At 44.7% G+C, this 17,561-nt stretch carries 15 protein-coding genes; 9 read left to right on the forward strand and 6 right to left on the reverse strand.

All coding sequences use genetic code 11. The features are described 5' to 3' along the window. Positions 1 to 7: 7 nt before the first annotated feature. Positions 8 to 1,978 (reverse strand): hypothetical protein, encoded by a 1,971-nt coding sequence (locus V512_RS07280; protein WP_099829787.1) that lies wholly within the window; start codon positions 1,976 to 1,978, stop codon positions 8 to 10. Positions 1,979 to 3,248: 1,270 nt separating this feature from the next. Between V512_RS07280 and V512_RS07290 the strand changes: the two genes are divergently transcribed. Both V512_RS07290 and leuS read left to right on the forward strand, forming a co-directional pair. Continuing rightward, positions 3,249 to 3,884 (forward strand): hypothetical protein, encoded by a 636-nt coding sequence (locus V512_RS07290; RefSeq protein ID WP_099829789.1) that lies wholly within the window; start codon positions 3,249 to 3,251, stop codon positions 3,882 to 3,884. An 88-nt stretch (positions 3,885 to 3,972) separates the two neighbouring features. Next, the gene (gene leuS, locus V512_RS07295; protein ID WP_099829790.1) at positions 3,973 to 6,348 is read left to right on the forward strand and encodes a leucine--tRNA ligase; all 2,376 of its coding nucleotides are present in this window, start codon (positions 3,973 to 3,975) and stop codon (positions 6,346 to 6,348) included. A gap of 277 nt (positions 6,349 to 6,625) precedes the next feature. Here leuS and V512_RS07300 read toward each other — a convergent pair whose 3' ends face one another. Continuing rightward, a complete protein-coding gene (locus V512_RS07300) occupies positions 6,626 to 7,033 on the reverse strand; it encodes a class I SAM-dependent methyltransferase (RefSeq protein WP_099829791.1) in 408 nt (135 codons plus the stop codon). Between the two features lie 290 nt (positions 7,034 to 7,323). Between V512_RS07300 and V512_RS07310 the strand changes: the two genes are divergently transcribed. Together V512_RS07310 and V512_RS07315 are read left to right on the forward strand one after the other, a co-directional pair. Beyond that, the gene (locus tag V512_RS07310; RefSeq protein WP_099829793.1) at positions 7,324 to 8,223 is read left to right on the forward strand and encodes a DUF1848 domain-containing protein; all 900 of its coding nucleotides are present in this window, start codon (positions 7,324 to 7,326) and stop codon (positions 8,221 to 8,223) included. Positions 8,224 to 8,408: 185 nt separating this feature from the next. Further along, the gene (locus V512_RS07315) at positions 8,409 to 8,993 is read left to right on the forward strand and encodes a DUF2179 domain-containing protein (protein WP_099829794.1); all 585 of its coding nucleotides are present in this window, start codon (positions 8,409 to 8,411) and stop codon (positions 8,991 to 8,993) included. A gap of 46 nt (positions 8,994 to 9,039) precedes the next feature. On the opposite strand, the gene V512_RS07320 is transcribed toward V512_RS07315, so the two are convergent. The 4 genes from V512_RS07320 to V512_RS07335 are packed head-to-tail and all read right to left on the reverse strand — an operon-like array spanning position 9,040 to position 12,364. Beyond that, the gene (locus tag V512_RS07320) at positions 9,040 to 9,726 is read right to left on the reverse strand and encodes an ABC transporter ATP-binding protein (RefSeq protein WP_099829795.1); all 687 of its coding nucleotides are present in this window, start codon (positions 9,724 to 9,726) and stop codon (positions 9,040 to 9,042) included. After that, positions 9,719 to 10,882 carry an FtsX-like permease family protein gene (locus tag V512_RS07325; RefSeq protein ID WP_099829796.1) on the reverse strand — a complete coding sequence of 388 codons (1,164 nt, stop codon included), beginning with the start codon at positions 10,880 to 10,882 and terminating at the stop codon, positions 9,719 to 9,721. The genes V512_RS07320 and V512_RS07325 overlap by 8 nt, the downstream gene beginning before the upstream one ends. Then, a complete protein-coding gene (locus tag V512_RS07330) occupies positions 10,879 to 11,532 on the reverse strand; it encodes a cobalamin-dependent protein (protein ID WP_099829797.1) in 654 nt (217 codons plus the stop codon). Before V512_RS07330 ends, V512_RS07325 begins: the two co-directional genes overlap by 4 nt. Before the next feature lie 10 nt (positions 11,533 to 11,542). Next, positions 11,543 to 12,364: an aldo/keto reductase gene (locus V512_RS07335; protein WP_099829798.1), complete on the reverse strand. Its 822-nt coding sequence runs from the start codon at positions 12,362 to 12,364 to the stop codon at positions 11,543 to 11,545. A 256-nt stretch (positions 12,365 to 12,620) separates the two neighbouring features. Between V512_RS07335 and V512_RS07340 the strand changes: the two genes are divergently transcribed. The 5 genes from V512_RS07340 (at position 12,621) to V512_RS07360 (ending at position 17,555) form a co-directional block, all read left to right on the forward strand. Beyond that, positions 12,621 to 12,944 carry a hypothetical protein gene (locus tag V512_RS07340; RefSeq protein ID WP_099829799.1) on the forward strand — a complete coding sequence of 108 codons (324 nt, stop codon included), beginning with the start codon at positions 12,621 to 12,623 and terminating at the stop codon, positions 12,942 to 12,944. A gap of 144 nt (positions 12,945 to 13,088) precedes the next feature. Further along, positions 13,089 to 13,730, forward strand: coding sequence for a peroxiredoxin (locus V512_RS07345; RefSeq protein ID WP_099829800.1), 642 nt, complete (start codon positions 13,089 to 13,091; stop codon positions 13,728 to 13,730). A 308-nt stretch (positions 13,731 to 14,038) separates the two neighbouring features. Beyond that, positions 14,039 to 15,334 (forward strand): extracellular solute-binding protein, encoded by a 1,296-nt coding sequence (locus V512_RS07350; protein WP_099829801.1) that lies wholly within the window; start codon positions 14,039 to 14,041, stop codon positions 15,332 to 15,334. A 56-nt stretch (positions 15,335 to 15,390) separates the two neighbouring features. After that, positions 15,391 to 16,266 (forward strand): sugar ABC transporter permease, encoded by an 876-nt coding sequence (locus V512_RS07355; RefSeq protein ID WP_099829802.1) that lies wholly within the window; start codon positions 15,391 to 15,393, stop codon positions 16,264 to 16,266. After that, positions 16,260 to 17,555, forward strand: a complete 1,296-nt coding sequence (locus V512_RS07360; RefSeq protein WP_099829803.1) for a carbohydrate ABC transporter permease — start codon at positions 16,260 to 16,262, stop codon at positions 17,553 to 17,555. The genes V512_RS07355 and V512_RS07360 overlap by 7 nt, the downstream gene beginning before the upstream one ends. Positions 17,556 to 17,561 lie beyond the last annotated feature (6 nt).

Below are 17,561 nucleotides of genomic sequence, written 5' to 3' on the forward strand. Positions count from 1 at the left end.
TCCCCTCTCAATTATCTCCACCGGTGGTGAAGCGGTTGTAGTAATCGGCGTCGTTGAACCACCTGTCGAAATGGTAGCCCAGGTCTATGGTGGTCGAATAAGCGACCGAATCGAAGAAGCCGTCTCCGTCTTCATCATCTCCAAAGTAGATGGCCACCGCGTAATCCAGACCCCACTCATAGGTCTTGAAGGCCTCGAGCTGATCGAAGGGGTACAGGTACGCCTGCCCGTTGAGAATGAAGATCCAGTTCATCTCTTTCCCAAGCCAGAACGGATCCAGAAACTTCACGGAGACCTGTTGTGGGCCGTAGGTGGAGAAATCGAAAGTTTCGAATTCGCTGTCGACTGCCAGCAGATGCTGGTAGTCGCTCTGAACAGTGTCGTATATCCAGGGCGTATAGTGATAGGTGATCTCGCTCTCGTCGAGGAGACCGCCGCCCAGTACAGGCACTTTGCTAGAATTGACTTTGTCGACGGGCGCCCACTTCAGTACCGGTCTTCTCGAAACTCCCGTCGAGTTGTTCGCCGGGGAGTTAAGCTTGACCTTGAAGATATCGAGCGGTACCACCGAGGCGACGTTGCTGTCCTCCGACTCGCTTCCGTCGGCGTAAACCGATCTGACCTTGTAGAAGTACCTGTTGCCTGCCTCGATCCCGATTCCGCTATCGAAACCGGAAAAGGCGGTCTTGAAGGCTATCTTCTTGTAGTTAACACCATCACTGGAGCGGTAGATGTTGAAACCCACTAACCCCGCAAGGTTCTCGGGGGGGTCCCAGGCGATCTGAACGATTATGTTGCCCTCTGCCGGGGCTCCCGCAAGATCCTCGAAGGTCTCCTCATCGAGGTGTAGTTTTCTGCCGTTGATCTCTTTCGGTAGCGAGTAGTAATTGACGTTGGCGTCCGACGTCCACGACCAGAGCCAGACTCCTAATGGAGGGAACGTCTCGGCCGGTTCGGCATTTTCGGCCGTGAAGTTGAGGTTTACAACCCGGTCGAGCCTGGCCCTGTTGTAGTTGTAAACTACGACATGAATCGGTACATCTCCGTTGAAGATCTCCGCCGGGATAGGGAAAGTGGCTTCCGACATGCCAAAAGACGCGAAATCTCTAACTCCGGCCCAGGGAACGTATCCGATGCCCACGTATAGAGCATCCCAGACATCGTATTCCAGATCGCTTGCATACTCGATATTCAGATAAACGTTGGTGGATACATCTGTCGGATCTATCTCGTTGCCGTTGCCGTCCAACAGCATGATCTCGATTTCGGGGTAAGAACCGTCGAGAGGATCGATCATGGCCCTGTTGATCGCCATGTCAACAGGCAAGGGGCTGCCTGCTGAGGCCAGTTCGTTGGACGGAATCAGCGGTACAGCCAGTCCCTCGAGAACGCTCGGAGCAAGACCGGTTTTTTCTGCCTTTAACGTCACTTCCCTGACCTCTAGAAGACCCGGGGACAGGAACCAGAGAAGATCAATCTCGGTCTTTCCCTCGAGATCGGTCTCTCCGGAACCCAGGAGCACGCCTGTTTCACCGTCTAAGACCTCCAGGGAAACTCCTGCGGCGGCCGGTCCCGTCATGTACTCCACCAGGGTTACCAGGATCGTGTTCCCGTACTCCTGCAAGATTTCCACCGTCTTCGTTTCAGATTCCACGTGAACGGCCGGTTGTCCGTAGGTGGCTTCGTATTTGCCCTTTATCTCTCCTTCGACCTTCACCTGATGAGTTCCGGCCGCGAGAGTCACGGTTTTGCTGGTTTCCTGGCTTTCATACTCGGCCTCTCCAACGTGAAGAGTGTAACTGGCCGATACTATCTCCGCAGTTGTGTTGAGCTTCCAGCTTATAGTGGCTTCATTGCCCGAAACGACGATCGAAGTTATCTCGAGAATCGCTTCGGTCGGTTTGAGTGGTTTGATACAAGAAGTAACTACAAGCATGGCAGCAACGATCGCTACCAGTAACAATATGCTTTTCTTCATCCCTCTACCTCCTTCATGAGGACATCAGAGTTTTTTAGTTCCATCTGATCATTATGATTATACATATTTCATTTCCTTCAAAGCAAGAAATCTCTCTTGAGTAGATTTAATTATGATGCATTACGTCGAAGAGCTCCAGAACAGGCTGTTTGTAATAAGTGGGAAGGGCACGCCTGAGAAGACTTCTCAAAGATTGACACGAACGTACAAAACTGTCTGGAAGGTATCATTTGAAATCGAAATTATTGCTTCGTCTGGAATGTCAAAACCCATCTCTTCGTTCTCCCGATTCTCGAATCTCAGCAGATCTTCAAGAGTTGCAATGAGTAGATTTTTAGATAATTTGCAGCCAGTTGAGTCTTCGGAAAGTTTGCAGTACTGGCGAATGACGTAGCGGAAAGAGTCTAAATTTCCCCTAATCTGCAGGCACTATGAACAAATGGGAGGCCTCTTTCACTCTCAAATCACATATAAAGAGAGCTCCTGTTGCCGGATGGTTCTCTTGGGCGGACAATGCAAATAAATACAATTCAAATTGTGGGGTTGAGAATGAGACGTCTTTCTTCGTTGCTACTGATTTTCTTTTCAATCATTGTACTAAGCTCATGTTTTAAACAGAATAATTCATCAGTTGATTTCTTGAATACTTAGGTAGAGTATTCTTCGAAAAACGTAACAGTCTCCTGGAAACCAACACATGGTATCAACAATCTATACCTATACTCTGTTGAGGAGGTGAATTCATCGAGACTTCTGAAACAGAGATCGTACTCACAGATCTAGAAGAAGGGTGGCACATTGTTGAAGTCAAGGTTATTGATTCGATCAGTTTGCCTGATAGGTACATCCACGGTGCCTTTTCGGAAGATTTCACTCCCTTTGGAAGATATGTTTTTCTGGAATGGGAGTTCTCCGAGAAAGTATCCAGGGTCGAGTTTAGGTTTGTCTAAACAAACACGGAAGATTTCGAATATATAACCGATTGGCTTGACTGGAAACCCAGTAGCACTTCCATCCTCATAAGCGACGCAGGGCTGACAGCAACCCTGAAGGAGGGGAACATAGTTCTGGGCATTTTCGAGGTCGGTAAGATATACAGGATGTACATAAGGGCTTACGACAGACTGGGAGCACGCGCTACTGCGATCAGTACCGACCTTCTGCTGTTTTCAGGCTAGATGAAAGGTACGCCGGCGAAGACAAACCCCTGATCTATCTGGAAGCGGGAAAGATTCTGTTTTCCGACGGAGAGAGTAAAGGTTCAATAGAAGTGGCCATCGTAGCACCCAACGTCGCACATTATGTGCACAGCAAAAAGGAATACTTCGCACCCGATAACAGCCTGAACGGAGAACTCATGTACCTTCAGTTTTCCATAGTCCGTGACGAGGGTCGGGTATTTGAAGAGGCTTACTTCCAACAGTTTCTCGAAAACAGAACCAGTTTTGATGGTGTCATCCCTTCGAGCAAAGAAGCAGTAGTCGTCAGGGGTTTTTTAGACCAAGCGCCTGGTATCTCTCAAGTGAGTGACATCGTTGCGGTTCTAAGATTCAGTTTCTCTGAAGAAATGAGCGAAGAAAGAGTGAATTTTGGAATCGGGTTACAACATGAATCTGATCCTACAGGTCCGAGATATTTCATAAGAGACGAGAAGGACAGAACTATTGATGGCATCACAGTGGACAATAATCCGATAGAGATCCAGCTGCCCGAACTTACGGAACGGGAATGTGAGGGGGAGATCTGTATGAAGAGACTCCTACTGGTTCTAGCTATGCTTCTGGTTGTCTATATATCTTTCTCGAATGTGCCGCGAAAGATGGTTTTCTGCAAGAGAGAGTCCAACAAGGAAATCTTGTTATTCATAACTTTAACAGGGAGCTGTCCAGGTTATGAATTCAACTGATCGGTTGTCAGAAATTCGGTAACACTGGCATGTTATAATCCATCTAAGTTGCTTTTCTCAAGCTTTACACTCATTCGGGAGGTAGCACATGTACGATTTCAGGGTGATTGAAAGGAAATGGCAGGATTACTATGCGAAGGAGAAGCCATTTAACATAGATCTCAAGAAAGCGGAGAAGCCTTTCTACAATCTCATGATGTTTCCATATCCCTCCGCTGCCGGTCTCCACATAGGAAACATGTTTTCCTTCATCGGATCGGATGTATATGGAAGGTTCATGAAGCTCAAGGGCTACGACGTCTTCGAACCGATCGGTTTCGATGCTTTCGGTATACACAGCGAGAACTATGCCTTGAGAGTTGGGAGACATCCTGCTGAGCTCACTCCGAAAAGCATAGAGTACTTCAGAGAAGAGCAGCTCAAAATGATTGGTAATATTTTCGACTGGAACAGCGAAGCGATAACTTCTTCTCCGGAGTATTACAAGTGGACCCAGTGGATCTTCATTCAGTTGTTCAAGAACGGTCTTGCTGAGAAACGTGCGTCAAATGTTAACTGGTGTCCTTCGTGCAAGACAGTGCTGGCCGATGAGCAAGTAATTGACGGTCGTTGCGAACGATGCAATAATGAAGTCGAGAAACGCGAGATGAGTCAGTGGTTCTTCAAAATCACAAAGTACGCAGAGAAACTGCTGTCTAACCTCGAGAAGCTTGACTGGACGGACACTACTAAGAATCTTCAGCGCGCGTGGATAGGGAAATCTTCTGGAGCCACGATTTCTTTTAAAGTATCTGGAATGAATGAGCAGATAGATGTGTTTACAACCCGTCCAGATACGATATTTGGAGTAACTTACATAGTTGTAGCTCCTGAATACGGTCTGGTGAACAAGCTAGTCACGCCTTCAACAGTGGAGACTTTTGATAATTTCAAAGAAGAAGTGAAGAGCATGGATCTTGCCACAAGAACTTCTATTTCTCGTCCAAAAAACGGAATATTTACCGGTTCTTACGCCATTCACCCTCTTACTGGTGAGGAGCTTCCAATCTGGATAGGAGATTACGTGCTGGCAGAATATGGAACGGGTGCCGTTATGGCCGTCCCGGCGCACGATGAGAGGGATTATGTCTTTGCGAAGAAGTATGGACTAGAGATAAGACAGGTCATAGAATGCGATCCCTCACAGTTGCCCTATACTGAGAAGGGAAAGATGATCAACAGCGAAAAGTACTCGGGTACGCTCAGTGTTGATTTCATCGACAAGATTGACGAAGTGAGCGAAAGCATAAAGGGCTCTGTGAACTATCACCTTCATGACTGGTGTATTTCCAGACAGCGCTACTGGGGTCCTCCGATACCAATGATCTACTGTGATAAGTGTGGAACTATCCCCGTCCCTGAAGATCAATTGCCAGTGATGTTGCCAAATACCGATGACTACATACCTGACGGCAGCGGCAAGTCTCCACTGGCCAAGAACAGCGAATTTGTCAACACGACTTGCCCGATTTGTGGAGAGGCTGCCAGAAGAGAGACCGATGTCTCCGACAACTTCCTTGATTCGGCATGGTATTATCTGCGATATCTCTCACCGAGCAATGACAGTGCACCTTTTGATGATGGGCTGGTTGAAAAGTGGTGCCCGGTCGATATGTATATAGGCGGAAATGAACACGCAACTCTCCATCTGATGTACTCGAGATTTCTTGCGATGGCGCTACACGATTTGGGTTTTCTTCCTTTTGAAGAGCCGTTTGCTTCATTTAGAGGACACGGGCTTATCATAAAAGACGGGGAGAAGATGTCGAAATCGAAGGGAAATATCGTCAATCCCAACGAGTATTTTGAGAGCCATGGAGTGGATGCCCTTAGAACCTATCTGATGTTTATGGGGACCTTTCTCGAAGGCGGAGATTTCCGGGACAGCGGAATGGACGCGATGAGAAGGTTTCTGAATCGAGTTTGGGACATCTCAACAATGCCTGAAGGCAAGAGTTCGACAGATCTGAAGATAAAGATGGCAGAGACTGTGGAAAAGGTCGAATATTCAATCAAGAATATCAAGCCGAACACGGCAATAGCCGCTCTCATGGAGTTCGTCAATGAGGCTTCGAAAGAGAGCGCTATCGAGAGAAAGCTCGTAGTAGATATGGCAAAACTCCTCTCGCCTTTCGCCCCCTTCATTTGCGAAGAGATATACAGCATGAAAGGCGGGAAGAAGAGGACTATTCTTGAAGATGGTTTCCCTTCTGGCTATGAGAAATACGCTTCTCTGGCGAAGACTGAATTGCCTGTTCAGATTACCGGTAAGATGAGAGGAAAGGTTGTGCTTCCTCAGAACGCATCCCAGGAAAAGGCAATGGAAGCGGTAATGGCTGATGAGAAGCTCTCAAAAATGCTTGAAGGAAAGTCAATAAGAAAGATCATCTACGTACAGGACAAGATAATCAATATAATTATTTGAGTGTAGTAAGAAATAGTATATTCTCAACATCTAGAAGGAGGGCCAGTGGCTCTCCTTTGTTTTCCATCGATTCATCTCCGTTTTGATGTGGGTTTTCGTGAAACGAAGATGCTTGAATTTTCGTATCTTGCATGGTGTCTTACAGTACTGAACACAGCCTCTTCCAGAACTGCTTGTTGATTATCTATGGAAAGCGGCAGATCAAAGTGGTAAAAACCATCAGGTGCGTCATGCTCGCTTCTCAGAGACTCGTATTTCTTGCGTAGTCCCATTTCCTCTATCGTGTAGTATCGACCACGTAATCTGCCTCGATATATGTTCCATTACCCGCTAGACTGTGGAGAATCTTCTTGAGCGACAACTTCTGTTTGTATCCGAAATGATGCATCGACTGAACCGAAATGGAAATGTCGAATCCTTCCGATGGCAAATCAACTTCGAAGTAGGAACCGGTAATCAAGTTCAGGCTGTCCAGTCTGTCTTCATGTTTGATTCTAAGAATTTCGAGCATCTTCTGGGACAAGTCGACACATACTACTCTGGCTGTCGTGTTTAGTCTGAATATCTCGTCTAGTTCGAGTCCCGTCCCGCAACCGAGGTCAAGTATCCTGATTCCAGCAGTAACTAAAACTAACCTTTCCACTGCTCTGTAGAATTCAGCAGATTCTTTGATATTGTTCTTCATGTGTGATTCGAATGAATCGGCTCTTCTGTCGAAAACACGAAAAAGGAAGCCATTCTTCCAGTTGATTATTTGCTTCTTTTTTTCTTTTGTTTTTCTCTCTCTCTCTCTCTCTATTCTCTACGATCTCTACGAATCAAAACACACATGTCCCCTTTCTTCAGTCGCTATGATCTTCTGTATTAATATTGAAGTAGTCAGCAAACGTTATGTTTTTTCGAAATGGCGAATCGAGCTGTGATGATTTTGCACTTGACGAAGATCAAACTGAACATTAATCGAAGGAGACAGGAATGATAGTAAGTGCGAGCAGGAGGACAGATATCCCTGCTTTTTATTCAGAGTGGATGATAGAGCGTTTGAAAAGTGGCTTTGCTCTTGTTAGGAATCCGTTCAATCCCCATCAGGTGAGCAAAGTTATCCTAAATCCAGAAGCAGTAGACTGCTTCGTATTTTGGACAAAGGATCCCCAAAAAATGCTAGACAAGCTGAATCACTTTGCCGATTACTGTTATTATTTTCAATTCACGATTACGCCCTATCATGGAAGTGTAGAGCCTGGGCTTCGCAACAAGAGAGAGATTATCGAGACCTTCAAAAAGCTTTCCGGAAAGATTGGAGAAAACAGAGTGATTTGGAGATACGATCCTATTCTGATAAATGCGGACTATAGTGTCGACCATCATCTACGGGCCTTTGAAAAAATGGCACATTTGCTTAAGGGTTTCACTGAAGAGTGTGTGATTAGTTTTCTCGATTACTATCAGAAGATCTCATCAAACCTTCGAAAACTTGATGCAAGGGCGCCTAATGAAATTGAGGTAAGGAAAATTGCCAGCCATTATTCAGAAGTATCATCTTCTGAAGGAATGAAGCTGAAGACATGTTCAGAGACCGTTGATCTTTCGGAATATGGAATTAGTCACGGAAGCTGTATTGACGGGACGCTAATTAACACGCTGACAGGCAAAAGGATTGATCACCCAAAAGACAGATATCAGAGAGCTGCATGCCGCTGTGTCGAGAGTGTCGACATTGGCGCATATAATACCTGTCTTAATCGTTGCCTATACTGCTATGCAAGCTTTAGTGAGAAAGCGATTCGTAAAAATTATCATTCCTTTAATCCAAAGGCCCCGCTTCTTTGTAGCGAATTGCAGGAGCACGATGAGATTACTGAGAGAAAGAAGTAGAGATATGCTAAATTTGGTAGAAATGATCTATACTAAGTCTGCCTCGCTTGCCAGTTCATTCGAAGAAATCTGTTTTGCCCGTATTAAACAAGGTAATCTTTTTCATCATGCTATCCTGAAAGAAGTATCTTATAATTGGCTTGAGAGAAGAGTTTCTATGTAAGAATGCGGTAGGAGGGTTTCTAATGGAAGAATTCTTGAGTGGCGATCTCTTCAGATGGGTTCTTATGCCTCTGATAATCTTCTTCGCAAGGATCATCGACGTTTCTCTTGGAACCACGAGAATCATAATGGTTTCGAGAGGCAAGAAAGAAATAGCAAGTGTTATCGGTTTTTTTGAGATTATTCTGTGGTTGCTCGTTGCCAGCAAAGTAATCCAGAGTGTTGACAATGTACTTTACATTCTTGCTTATGCAGGTGGCTTCGCGGCCGGTAGCTACATAGGAATGCTCATTGATGAGAGGCTTGCAATTGGAACCGTATCGGTTAGGCTGATAATTTCGAGAGATCCAACTGAACTTATAGAAAAACTGTGCCAGGCTGGATTTGGAGTTACAAAGATAGACGCTCACGGTGCTCGAGGAAAGGCTTACATTGTTTACAGTATCATAAACAGGAAAGAAGTGGAAGACTTCGAGAGAATCGCTCTGGAATGCGTTCCAAAGGCGTTCATGTCAGTTGAAGATATTCGAAAGGTAAAAGAGGGGGTCTTCCTCCCCAAAGATACGATGCGCCTCAGAAGGGAATCCCCCTTAAGAAAGTCCAAATAGCTTTCCAGAAGTGTTATTATTTAGAGAGATGAGGGGGATGTCCCCCTTATCTCTTTATGTCATTGAAAATGTTGCCGTCTCTGATTTCAACTATTCTGTCTGTCTCTTCTGCGATTCTTCTATCGTGAGTAATTATTACGAATGTTGTTCCGTATCTCTTGTTGAGATCACGCATGAGGCTGAAGACCTTCGCTGAGGTATCGGAGTCGAGATTGCCCGTAGGTTCATCTGCAAGTATAATCTTCGGATTGTTGATAAGGGCCCTTGCTATTGCGGTTCTTTGCTGCTGACCTCCCGACATGTTTGGAGCTAGATTATTCCTAACCTTGCTGATTTCAACGACATCCATTAGTTCCTTCGCCCTTTCCATAATTTCCTTCGAGGGTTTAAGACCTTTAATTCTGTAAGGAAGAATTACGTTTTCGAAAGCAGTGAACTCGGGAAGCAGATAATGAAACTGGAATATGAATCCAATAGTCTCATTTCTAACACTTGCGAGTTCATTCTTGTTCATTTTGTTTGTCTGTTTCCCTGCGATTTTTATTTCACCGCTCGTGGGTTGATCTAAAGTGCCCATAATGTTCATGAGTGTAGATTTTCCGCTTCCAGACTGTCCGACTATCGAAAGAAACGATGAGTCTTCGATTTCAAGATCCACACCGTGAAGAACTTCTGTCTTCACAACCGTTCCGTAAACCTTTTTTATATCCTTAAGCTCGATTATGTTAGCCATTTCGTATCACCTCAACAGGGCTGAGTTTGGAGGATCTCCTGGCTGGGACCATTGCGGCAATAGTTGAAGCGCCAATGGCAATGAGCGCGGACAACATTACAAACCCATAACTCAGAGAGATTCTGATGATCGGTTCTCCGTCAGTTCCTACGGCAAAAGTGGAGAACATAATTATAAGCAGGATTCCGAATGCAATTCCAACTACTGCTCCCACAATGCCGAGAGCGAGTCCCTGAAAGAGAAAAACGAAACTCGTCGTGGAATCCTTAAGTCCCATAGCTTTCAGGATTCCAATCTGCCTTGATTTCTGGACTACAGTTACTGCGAGCACGCTTGCTATTCCAAGGGAAACGGCTATGATTACGAACACCTGAATCATTATGCTTGAGACGCTCTGCCCATTCAGCCCGGAGAGGAGATCTTCGTTCTGAGATTTCCAGTCAGTGACAAGTAAAGCAGACCTCGAAAGACGTTCCAAAATGGCAGAGGCGTTTTCATCAGCTCTGAAGACATCGCTCACCTGCATCTCTATCGATGTGACTGCATCACCAAGTTTCCCAACTGACTGAGCGGTGCCAATCGTTGAGATCATCCAGTTTTTGTTAAGGCTTGCAATACCCAGATCGAAGACACCGACTACCTTCAGAATCTCAACTGCTCTATCCGGAGTGAAGATTGTGATTTCTTCTCCAAGGTTCACATCGAGCTCATCCTTAAGACCCTTGCCGATAATGATTTCTCCGTCTCCTTCAGGAAGGCTGCCATCAATGAGGCGACTATCCGTCTTGTAAATAACATGTGATTCGGGGAACTGCAGACCTCGGAGCAGAACAGATAAGGTTCTGTCGCCGCTGCTTATGAAGACAGGAACATCTGCGCTTGCAGAAAGAGCCGTCAGATCTGTTGGCAAATCAAGAGAAGCGATTTCCGAAATTATGCCTTGCCAGTCTTCTACTCTGTTGTTTTCCGATGAGGAGACAGTTATCTGCGAAGAGCTTCCGATTGTTGTATCCACCAGGTCTTTTTGGAGTCCCTGGATAAGCGAGCCTATGAATACCTGAACGGAAACGCCTATTGCAATTCCCATTACTATGAGAAGAGTTTGGGTCTTGCTGGAAGATAGAAAGCGCATCGCAATTGAAAAAGCCAATCTCATTTTACATCACCCTTCCCCAGAGCTAGAATCTCTCTTGGATCTTTCAGGAAAATATCTGCACCGACTTCCTTCCAGTAGTCGGGATTTTTTTCGAATGCATTTCCACCTACGACAACTCTCGATTTCCCACCGGCTTCTTTAATTCGCGAAATCATCCTTCGTGTGTTTATTAGGTTGTAGTAGTTTGAAACACTAATCGCAACGTACATTGGACTCAGCTTTTTCGCAGCCTCAAGGAAGGTGTCCAGCGGGGTATTTGCTCCGACGAATATGGAATTGTACCCAGCGATAGTGAAGATATCCGAAATCATTCTAGCTCCGATCTCATGATACTCTTCGGGCGGGCAGAGTACTGCCACTGTCCGATCATTCTTTTCTGATCCATTGTCTCTTCTTTTCTTCACAATATAAGGGAAGCAGCATTCCATTACCGTTCTGACAATAGAGCTCCTTATATGTTCGTTCCATATACACAATCTGTCGCTCACGTAGTCGCAATCCCAACTCCTCAATGCGGGTGCAAGAATATCCAGATACAAATCGATTACTTCAACATTGCCAGACTCAAGCGATTCTATGCACACCATCACTGCCCTCTCTTTATCTTGTGAGTCGAGAGCGCTTATAAAGTTGCTCTTGATATCGTTCAAGATGCCCTCCTTATTCTAGTGAATCAAGCATTTTCATATCCTCTCTGTCGAGGACAATCATGCCTGCTTCTAGATTTTCTCTCAGGTGTTCAAGCTTGGATGCCTTTGGTATGACCACCACACCATCTTTCCCCAGCAACCATGCAAGCATTACTTGCTGAACAGAGGCCGAGTATTTTTCAGAGAATCCAGTCAGAAGTTTCTCGGTTGAGGCTTTTAATGCGTTTCTCTTTAGCGGCGAGTATGCGGTTAGGGTAATGCCATGATCTTGGCAGTATGGTAGAAGCTCATTCATTGCTTGCCGGTCCTCTAGATTGAAGAGAACCTGATTGTTCACAATAGGTTCCTTTGAAATAGATACGGCCTTCTTAAGGAGCTGCGTGTCGAAATTAGAAACTCCGATATGCCTTATCCGTCCGTTCTTCACTTCTTCATTCATCGCCGAAAGAGTCTCTTCTAGCGGAACTTCAGGATTCGGCCAGTGAATAAGATACAGATCAATATAGTCTGTTCTCAGCCTCTTCAGTGTTCTTTCAAGGGCTTTGTGTAAGTCAACACTCCGCAAATGAGTGGGCCAGACCTTAGATGTGATAAACAATTCTTCTCTACTGAAAATCGAGACTGCCTCTCCAATTATTTCTTCGGTATGGCCACCACCATAGTATTCGGCAGTATCTATGTGCTTGTAACCCATTTCAATGGCTCTGGACAATGTGTCAATGTGTTCTCTGTCCCTCGTTTCATCAGGAACGTCTCTTCCTCCGATCTCCCATGTGCCTAGACCAATGGCGGGGATTTCTCCTTTGTTATCCTTCAGAGTTCTATATATCATTTAGATCACCCCCATTCCCTAAATTCTACATTAATATTTCGATAGTAGTAATCTGCCGATAAATCTAGAACTCCTCCTGGTTAATATAGGTAGACTGCCTTTGATGTATAATAAATGGAACGGGCTGATCACTTTGCAATAGTGGCTATGAACGGTCTTTCACAAACGGCTTTTCCAGAAATCAGGGTCTACATCTGGTACCTTCCTGTGTTAGTTATGAACAGAATCTAAGAAACCAGACGAAGGAGGGAGCGCCATGTACATTGTTTGCGATTTGAGGTACGCTGTTTCTGAAAGTAGATCCACAGAGGCTTTGAAGATGATACTTGAGACGCTCTCAAAAAAGTTACTTCTGGGAGCCCAAGGTGACACGCTCAACATGAGAGCCGAGACTGAAGATACAATTGAAGTTCAGATCATGGCTCTGAAAGGTTCCTGTTCCTTTGAAGAAGTGGTGCCAAGGATCAACGAGTACCTTTCACTGATCTCAAGAGCCCTAGAAACAAGTTTTCCAGATTACAGAGTAGTCAGTTCATACATCTACCCCGATGAAGAAGAGACACCTTACCTACTCTGTTGAAGTCATAAAAAGAGGGCCAAGAGCCCTCTTTTTCTTTAGAATCAAAACCTCTGTTCGGCATAATTGTATGGTTGACAAACCAAGCAGCGAAAAGTATAATTATATTGTAGCTAATAAGAATGATTATAAATATGGAGGTGCTTTATGGAGAAAAGGATTCCATTGATCGGAGAAGATTTCCCTGAGATGAAAGTCAAGACGACACATGGGGTAATGAACCTACCGGAAGCTCACAAGGGAAAATGGTTTGTTCTATTCAGTCATCCGGGGGACTTTACACCGGTTTGCACGACCGAATTCGTGGGCTTTCAGAGAAGATATGATAAGTTCAGAGAGTTAAACTGTGAACTCGTAGGTCTTAGCGTTGACCAAGTCTTCTCTCATATAAAGTGGACGGAGTGGATAGAAGAGAAGCTAGGTGTGAAAATCGAGTTCCCTATTATCGCGGACGAAATGGGCGAAGTAGGAATGACTCTTGGGCTTATTCATCCTGCAAAGGGAACGAATACTGTCAGGGCGGTCTTCATTGTTGATCCGAAGGGAAAGATCAGAGCTATCCTCTATTACCCGCAAGAGCTGGGAAGGAATATGGATGAGATTCTCAGAATGGTAAAGGGCTTTCAGGTTGCCGATAAGAATGGAGTGGCTATCCCGGCAGATTGGCCAAACAACGAGATCATTGGGGATCACGTAATCATTCCTCCCGCATCTGATGTCAAGACTGCTGAAGAGAGAAAGGGCAAGGAAGGTTGTTACGACTGGTGGTTCTGCCACAAAAGCTTATAGAGTAATTGATAGACTGTAAGCAGTTACTACTAATGGGATCGGCATTGGCCGATCCCATTTTTATAGCTTTATTATGCTTAGGATATCTTCAGTGAACTTCTATAATCGGTTTCCTCTGTAGATTGCATAAGATCTCTTGGTTCAAACCATACTCTTAGAGCTAGCTTCTTAGAGTTATTTCTATCTAATCGATGCTAGATTGACGAGAATGGCAGTGATGGATCCTGATACGGTGTATAGCCTCTTTGAACGAAAGAAGAAGTTTGGTATCATTATGGTGAAAAAAATTTCCTTCGGAGGTGGTTAAAATGAAAAAAAGATTCTTTGTAGTATTTCTGGTATTGATGCTTTCGGTAACAATGACTGGAAAACTTGTTTACTGGCACACTCAGGAAGAAGAATCCAGACAGCAGATTATTGCTCAGTTGATCGAGTCGTTTACAATTGAAACCGGAGTAGAAGTTGATGTTGTGGCAATCGAGGAGAACGAGATGTTCTCGAAATTGGCTGCGGCTTCTGCGGCTGATACACTTCCAGACCTAATTGAAGCTGGTGCTGAAACTATTCTCGGCCTTGGAGCTGATGGTCTTCTGGATACTGTGATTCCAACAAGATTCATCAGAAATGCAGGGGATTTCTACACTGGTGCAACAAGATTTGTTATTACTCCGGCTGGGGATCAGTATTTTGCTATTCCTTATCACGGATGGGTTCAAGGAATTTGGTACAGAAGAGATTGGTTTGAAGAAGCGGGTCTTGCCGAACCAACAACTTGGGATGCGATTATGGAGGCGGCAAAGTATTTCCACGATCCTCAGAATGGAATGTATGGAATCGTACTTGGAAAGACCAACGATGCCTACGCGGAACAGGTCTTCACAATCTTTGCTTTGTCAAACGGAGCAAGGATTTTCGACAAGGACGGAAATGTAGTCATTAACTCTCCTGAGATGAGAGAGGTACTTCAGTTCTACAAGGACCTTGGCGCATATTCAGCTCCAGGACATACCTACTGGCAGCAGGCAAGAGAACTCTATCTTGCGGGTAGGACACCTATGATGTTCTACTCAACTTACGTCATGGATGACCTGGCTCTTGCCGAGATTCAGACTCAGTTCATAAGCGACTTTGATCCAGATCTTGTTAAGAACACTGAATTCGCTCCCATGATGACTAACAGCAGACCTTCCTCCTTTGGACAGGTCTTGTCGCTCGCGATCGTCAAGTCTTCCCAGAACAAGCTTGATGTTCTCAAACTTCTCGATTTCATGTTCGAGCCGGACAATTACATAAAGTACATACATATGGCTCCCGGTGGAATGCTTCCTACAAGAGCTTCCATAGCTGAAAGCGAAGAATTCCTGAACGATCCAAAGGGGATTTATAAGAGCTACGGCGCAGAAAAGATCAAGGCAATCATTTATGGTATGGAGAATATTGAGAAGTTCGGTTATGTAGAAGGAAGAGTCTTCCCCGAAATGGGAAAGATATCCGGAGCCTTCACTATAGGTAATGGCATAGTCATGATGTTCGATAACAACGCAACCCCAGATCAGGTTCTAACCTTCTGGAGAGAGGATATTAGAAAGCTTATAGGAAGATAAACGCCTGACATCGAAGGCCCCGGAGCCGGGGCCTTCCTTTTTTGGAGGTAGATCTTATGCAGCAAGCAGCCTCTTCCATATTGAAGAAGGAAAATAGTTTAGGTTGGAAACTTGTTTCGCCAACAGTAATCCTACTGATGATATTGATAATCTATCCGGTGGCGTATAACATATACATTTCGTTTTTCGACTACGGGATCACCAGTTCAACGTTCGTAGGATTAGAAAACTATATCCGAGTTTTCAAAGACGCCGCTTTCTGGAAGTCCTTCTTCATAACTGTTGGTTTCACTCTGATGACAGTTATTGGAAGTATATTGTTGGGTCTCGGAGTAGCGCTGATGATGAACAAGGAGTTCAAGGGGAGGGCGATAGTTAGGACGATCATTCTGCTTCCATACATTACCCCACTTATCTCGATAGTCTTTTCATGGAAGTACATATTTGATCCAAGCTACGGGCCTTTTATGCAGTTATTCAGTCAAAGTCTCGGATGGGTCTCTCCGCAACTTGATCTCCTAAACAACTCGAACAATGCATTCTTTGTGGCATCGATATTCAACATTTGGCGGAACTTCCCTTTTGTTTACCTGATGCTGCTTTCAAGACTTCAATCTATTCCCGATGAGTACTACGAGGCTGCAGAAATCGATGGAGCAACATCATGGAATAAGTTCACGAATATCACTCTACCGGAGATCTATTTCGTCATGGGTGCTGTCGCTCTCATGAGGGGTATCTGGAATTTCTATAAGTTTGACGAGGTTTATCTGATCAGCAAGAGAGCTGGCACTCTGCCTATCTTTATCTATGAAAGGGTTATCGGTACAACTTCGCCGGAGTACGGAGTGGCCGCGGCAATTGCAACAATCCTTATGGTAATTATGCTTGGGCTGATAACTACATACGTGAAGAAGGTGTTGAAATGGTAAGGAAGAAGACACCTTTCAGAAGAGTCATGTTTGCATTGGGGATCTCTTTAATCTGTTTTTTCATACTCATTCCGTTTTATTTCATGGTTCATGTATCTCTTAAGGCAGACTACGATCCGAACAAAATGACATTCTCAGATTTCACAATCAGAAACTATCTGGAGATATTTGGGCTTATTCAAAGTAGTGAGACAGAGTTTTTCGGCGATGAGATAATTAGGGCAAATCTTGAACCTGTATTGAAGAGGATAGATGAGTTGGAAGAGAGAACGGCCTCAATTGAAGTGTATACGCGGTATGTTCATGATGTACAGCTCAAGGCCAAGGAAAAAGAACTGAGAGATATCGTTGATCTTGTGATCGACTTCAGTGGAATTGATGTAACAGACAGGGAAGAGTTTATTGAAAACTCGCTCGTTCCAGGTACAGAGGAGGCTTCAATAATCGAGGAAAACATGAAAACCATATTCAGTGCAAATGATGTGAAACGGTTTACGGATTTGAGAGCCGAGGTTGACAATGCTCTCTCCGAGGAAGCGCTTGCTGCCGGTTTCGAAAAGGCAAAGGCTCAACTGGAATTATTCGAAGCGCAGAAGACAAAAATATTGGAAGAGAGAGCTAGTGAATTTCCCTTCTTGAAATACCTTAGAAACTCGCTGATATTCGCAGGGATTTCCGCTTTGATAAGCCTCTTCGTAGCGATTTTAGGAGCATATGCATTCTCGAGGTTGAGATTCAAGGGTAGGGGACTTGTTCAGCGTTCGGTTCTTTTCGTGTATCTGTTCGGTGGTACCGTAATAATGGTGCCGCTTTATCAGATGGCGGTGAAGCTTGGAATCCTTTCTACTCCATTTGGTACCGGAGTTTATCTGATCATGGTCTATGTTATTCAGACACTTCCGGTTTCTCTTTATATGTTGGGAAACTATTTCCGGACAATTCCGTTTTCAATAGAAGAAGCGGCGATTATCGATGGCTGTTCCAGAGTCCAGGCGATTTTCAAGATTGTTATTCCTCTTTCGCTTCCGGCAATAGTCACTGTATACATCTACGCATTCATGATTGGCTGGAATGAGTATCTATTCGCTTCGGCCTTCCTGGGGCTAAAATCATACAAAGATCTCTTCACTCTCCCGATCGGGCTGAATGCATTTTCCGGTTCCGCTCATGCAGTTTGGGGAAGGTTGATGTCGGCTTCCGTGGTTTCTGCAATACCAATCATCATAATTTTTACTCTTATGCAGAAGTATTTGACTAGTGGATTCACTGCCGGAGGAGTAAAAGAATAGGAGGTG

The sequence above is a fragment of the Mesotoga sp. Brook.08.105.5.1 genome (assembly GCF_002752635.1).
Lineage (GTDB): Bacteria > Thermotogota > Thermotogae > Petrotogales > Kosmotogaceae > Mesotoga.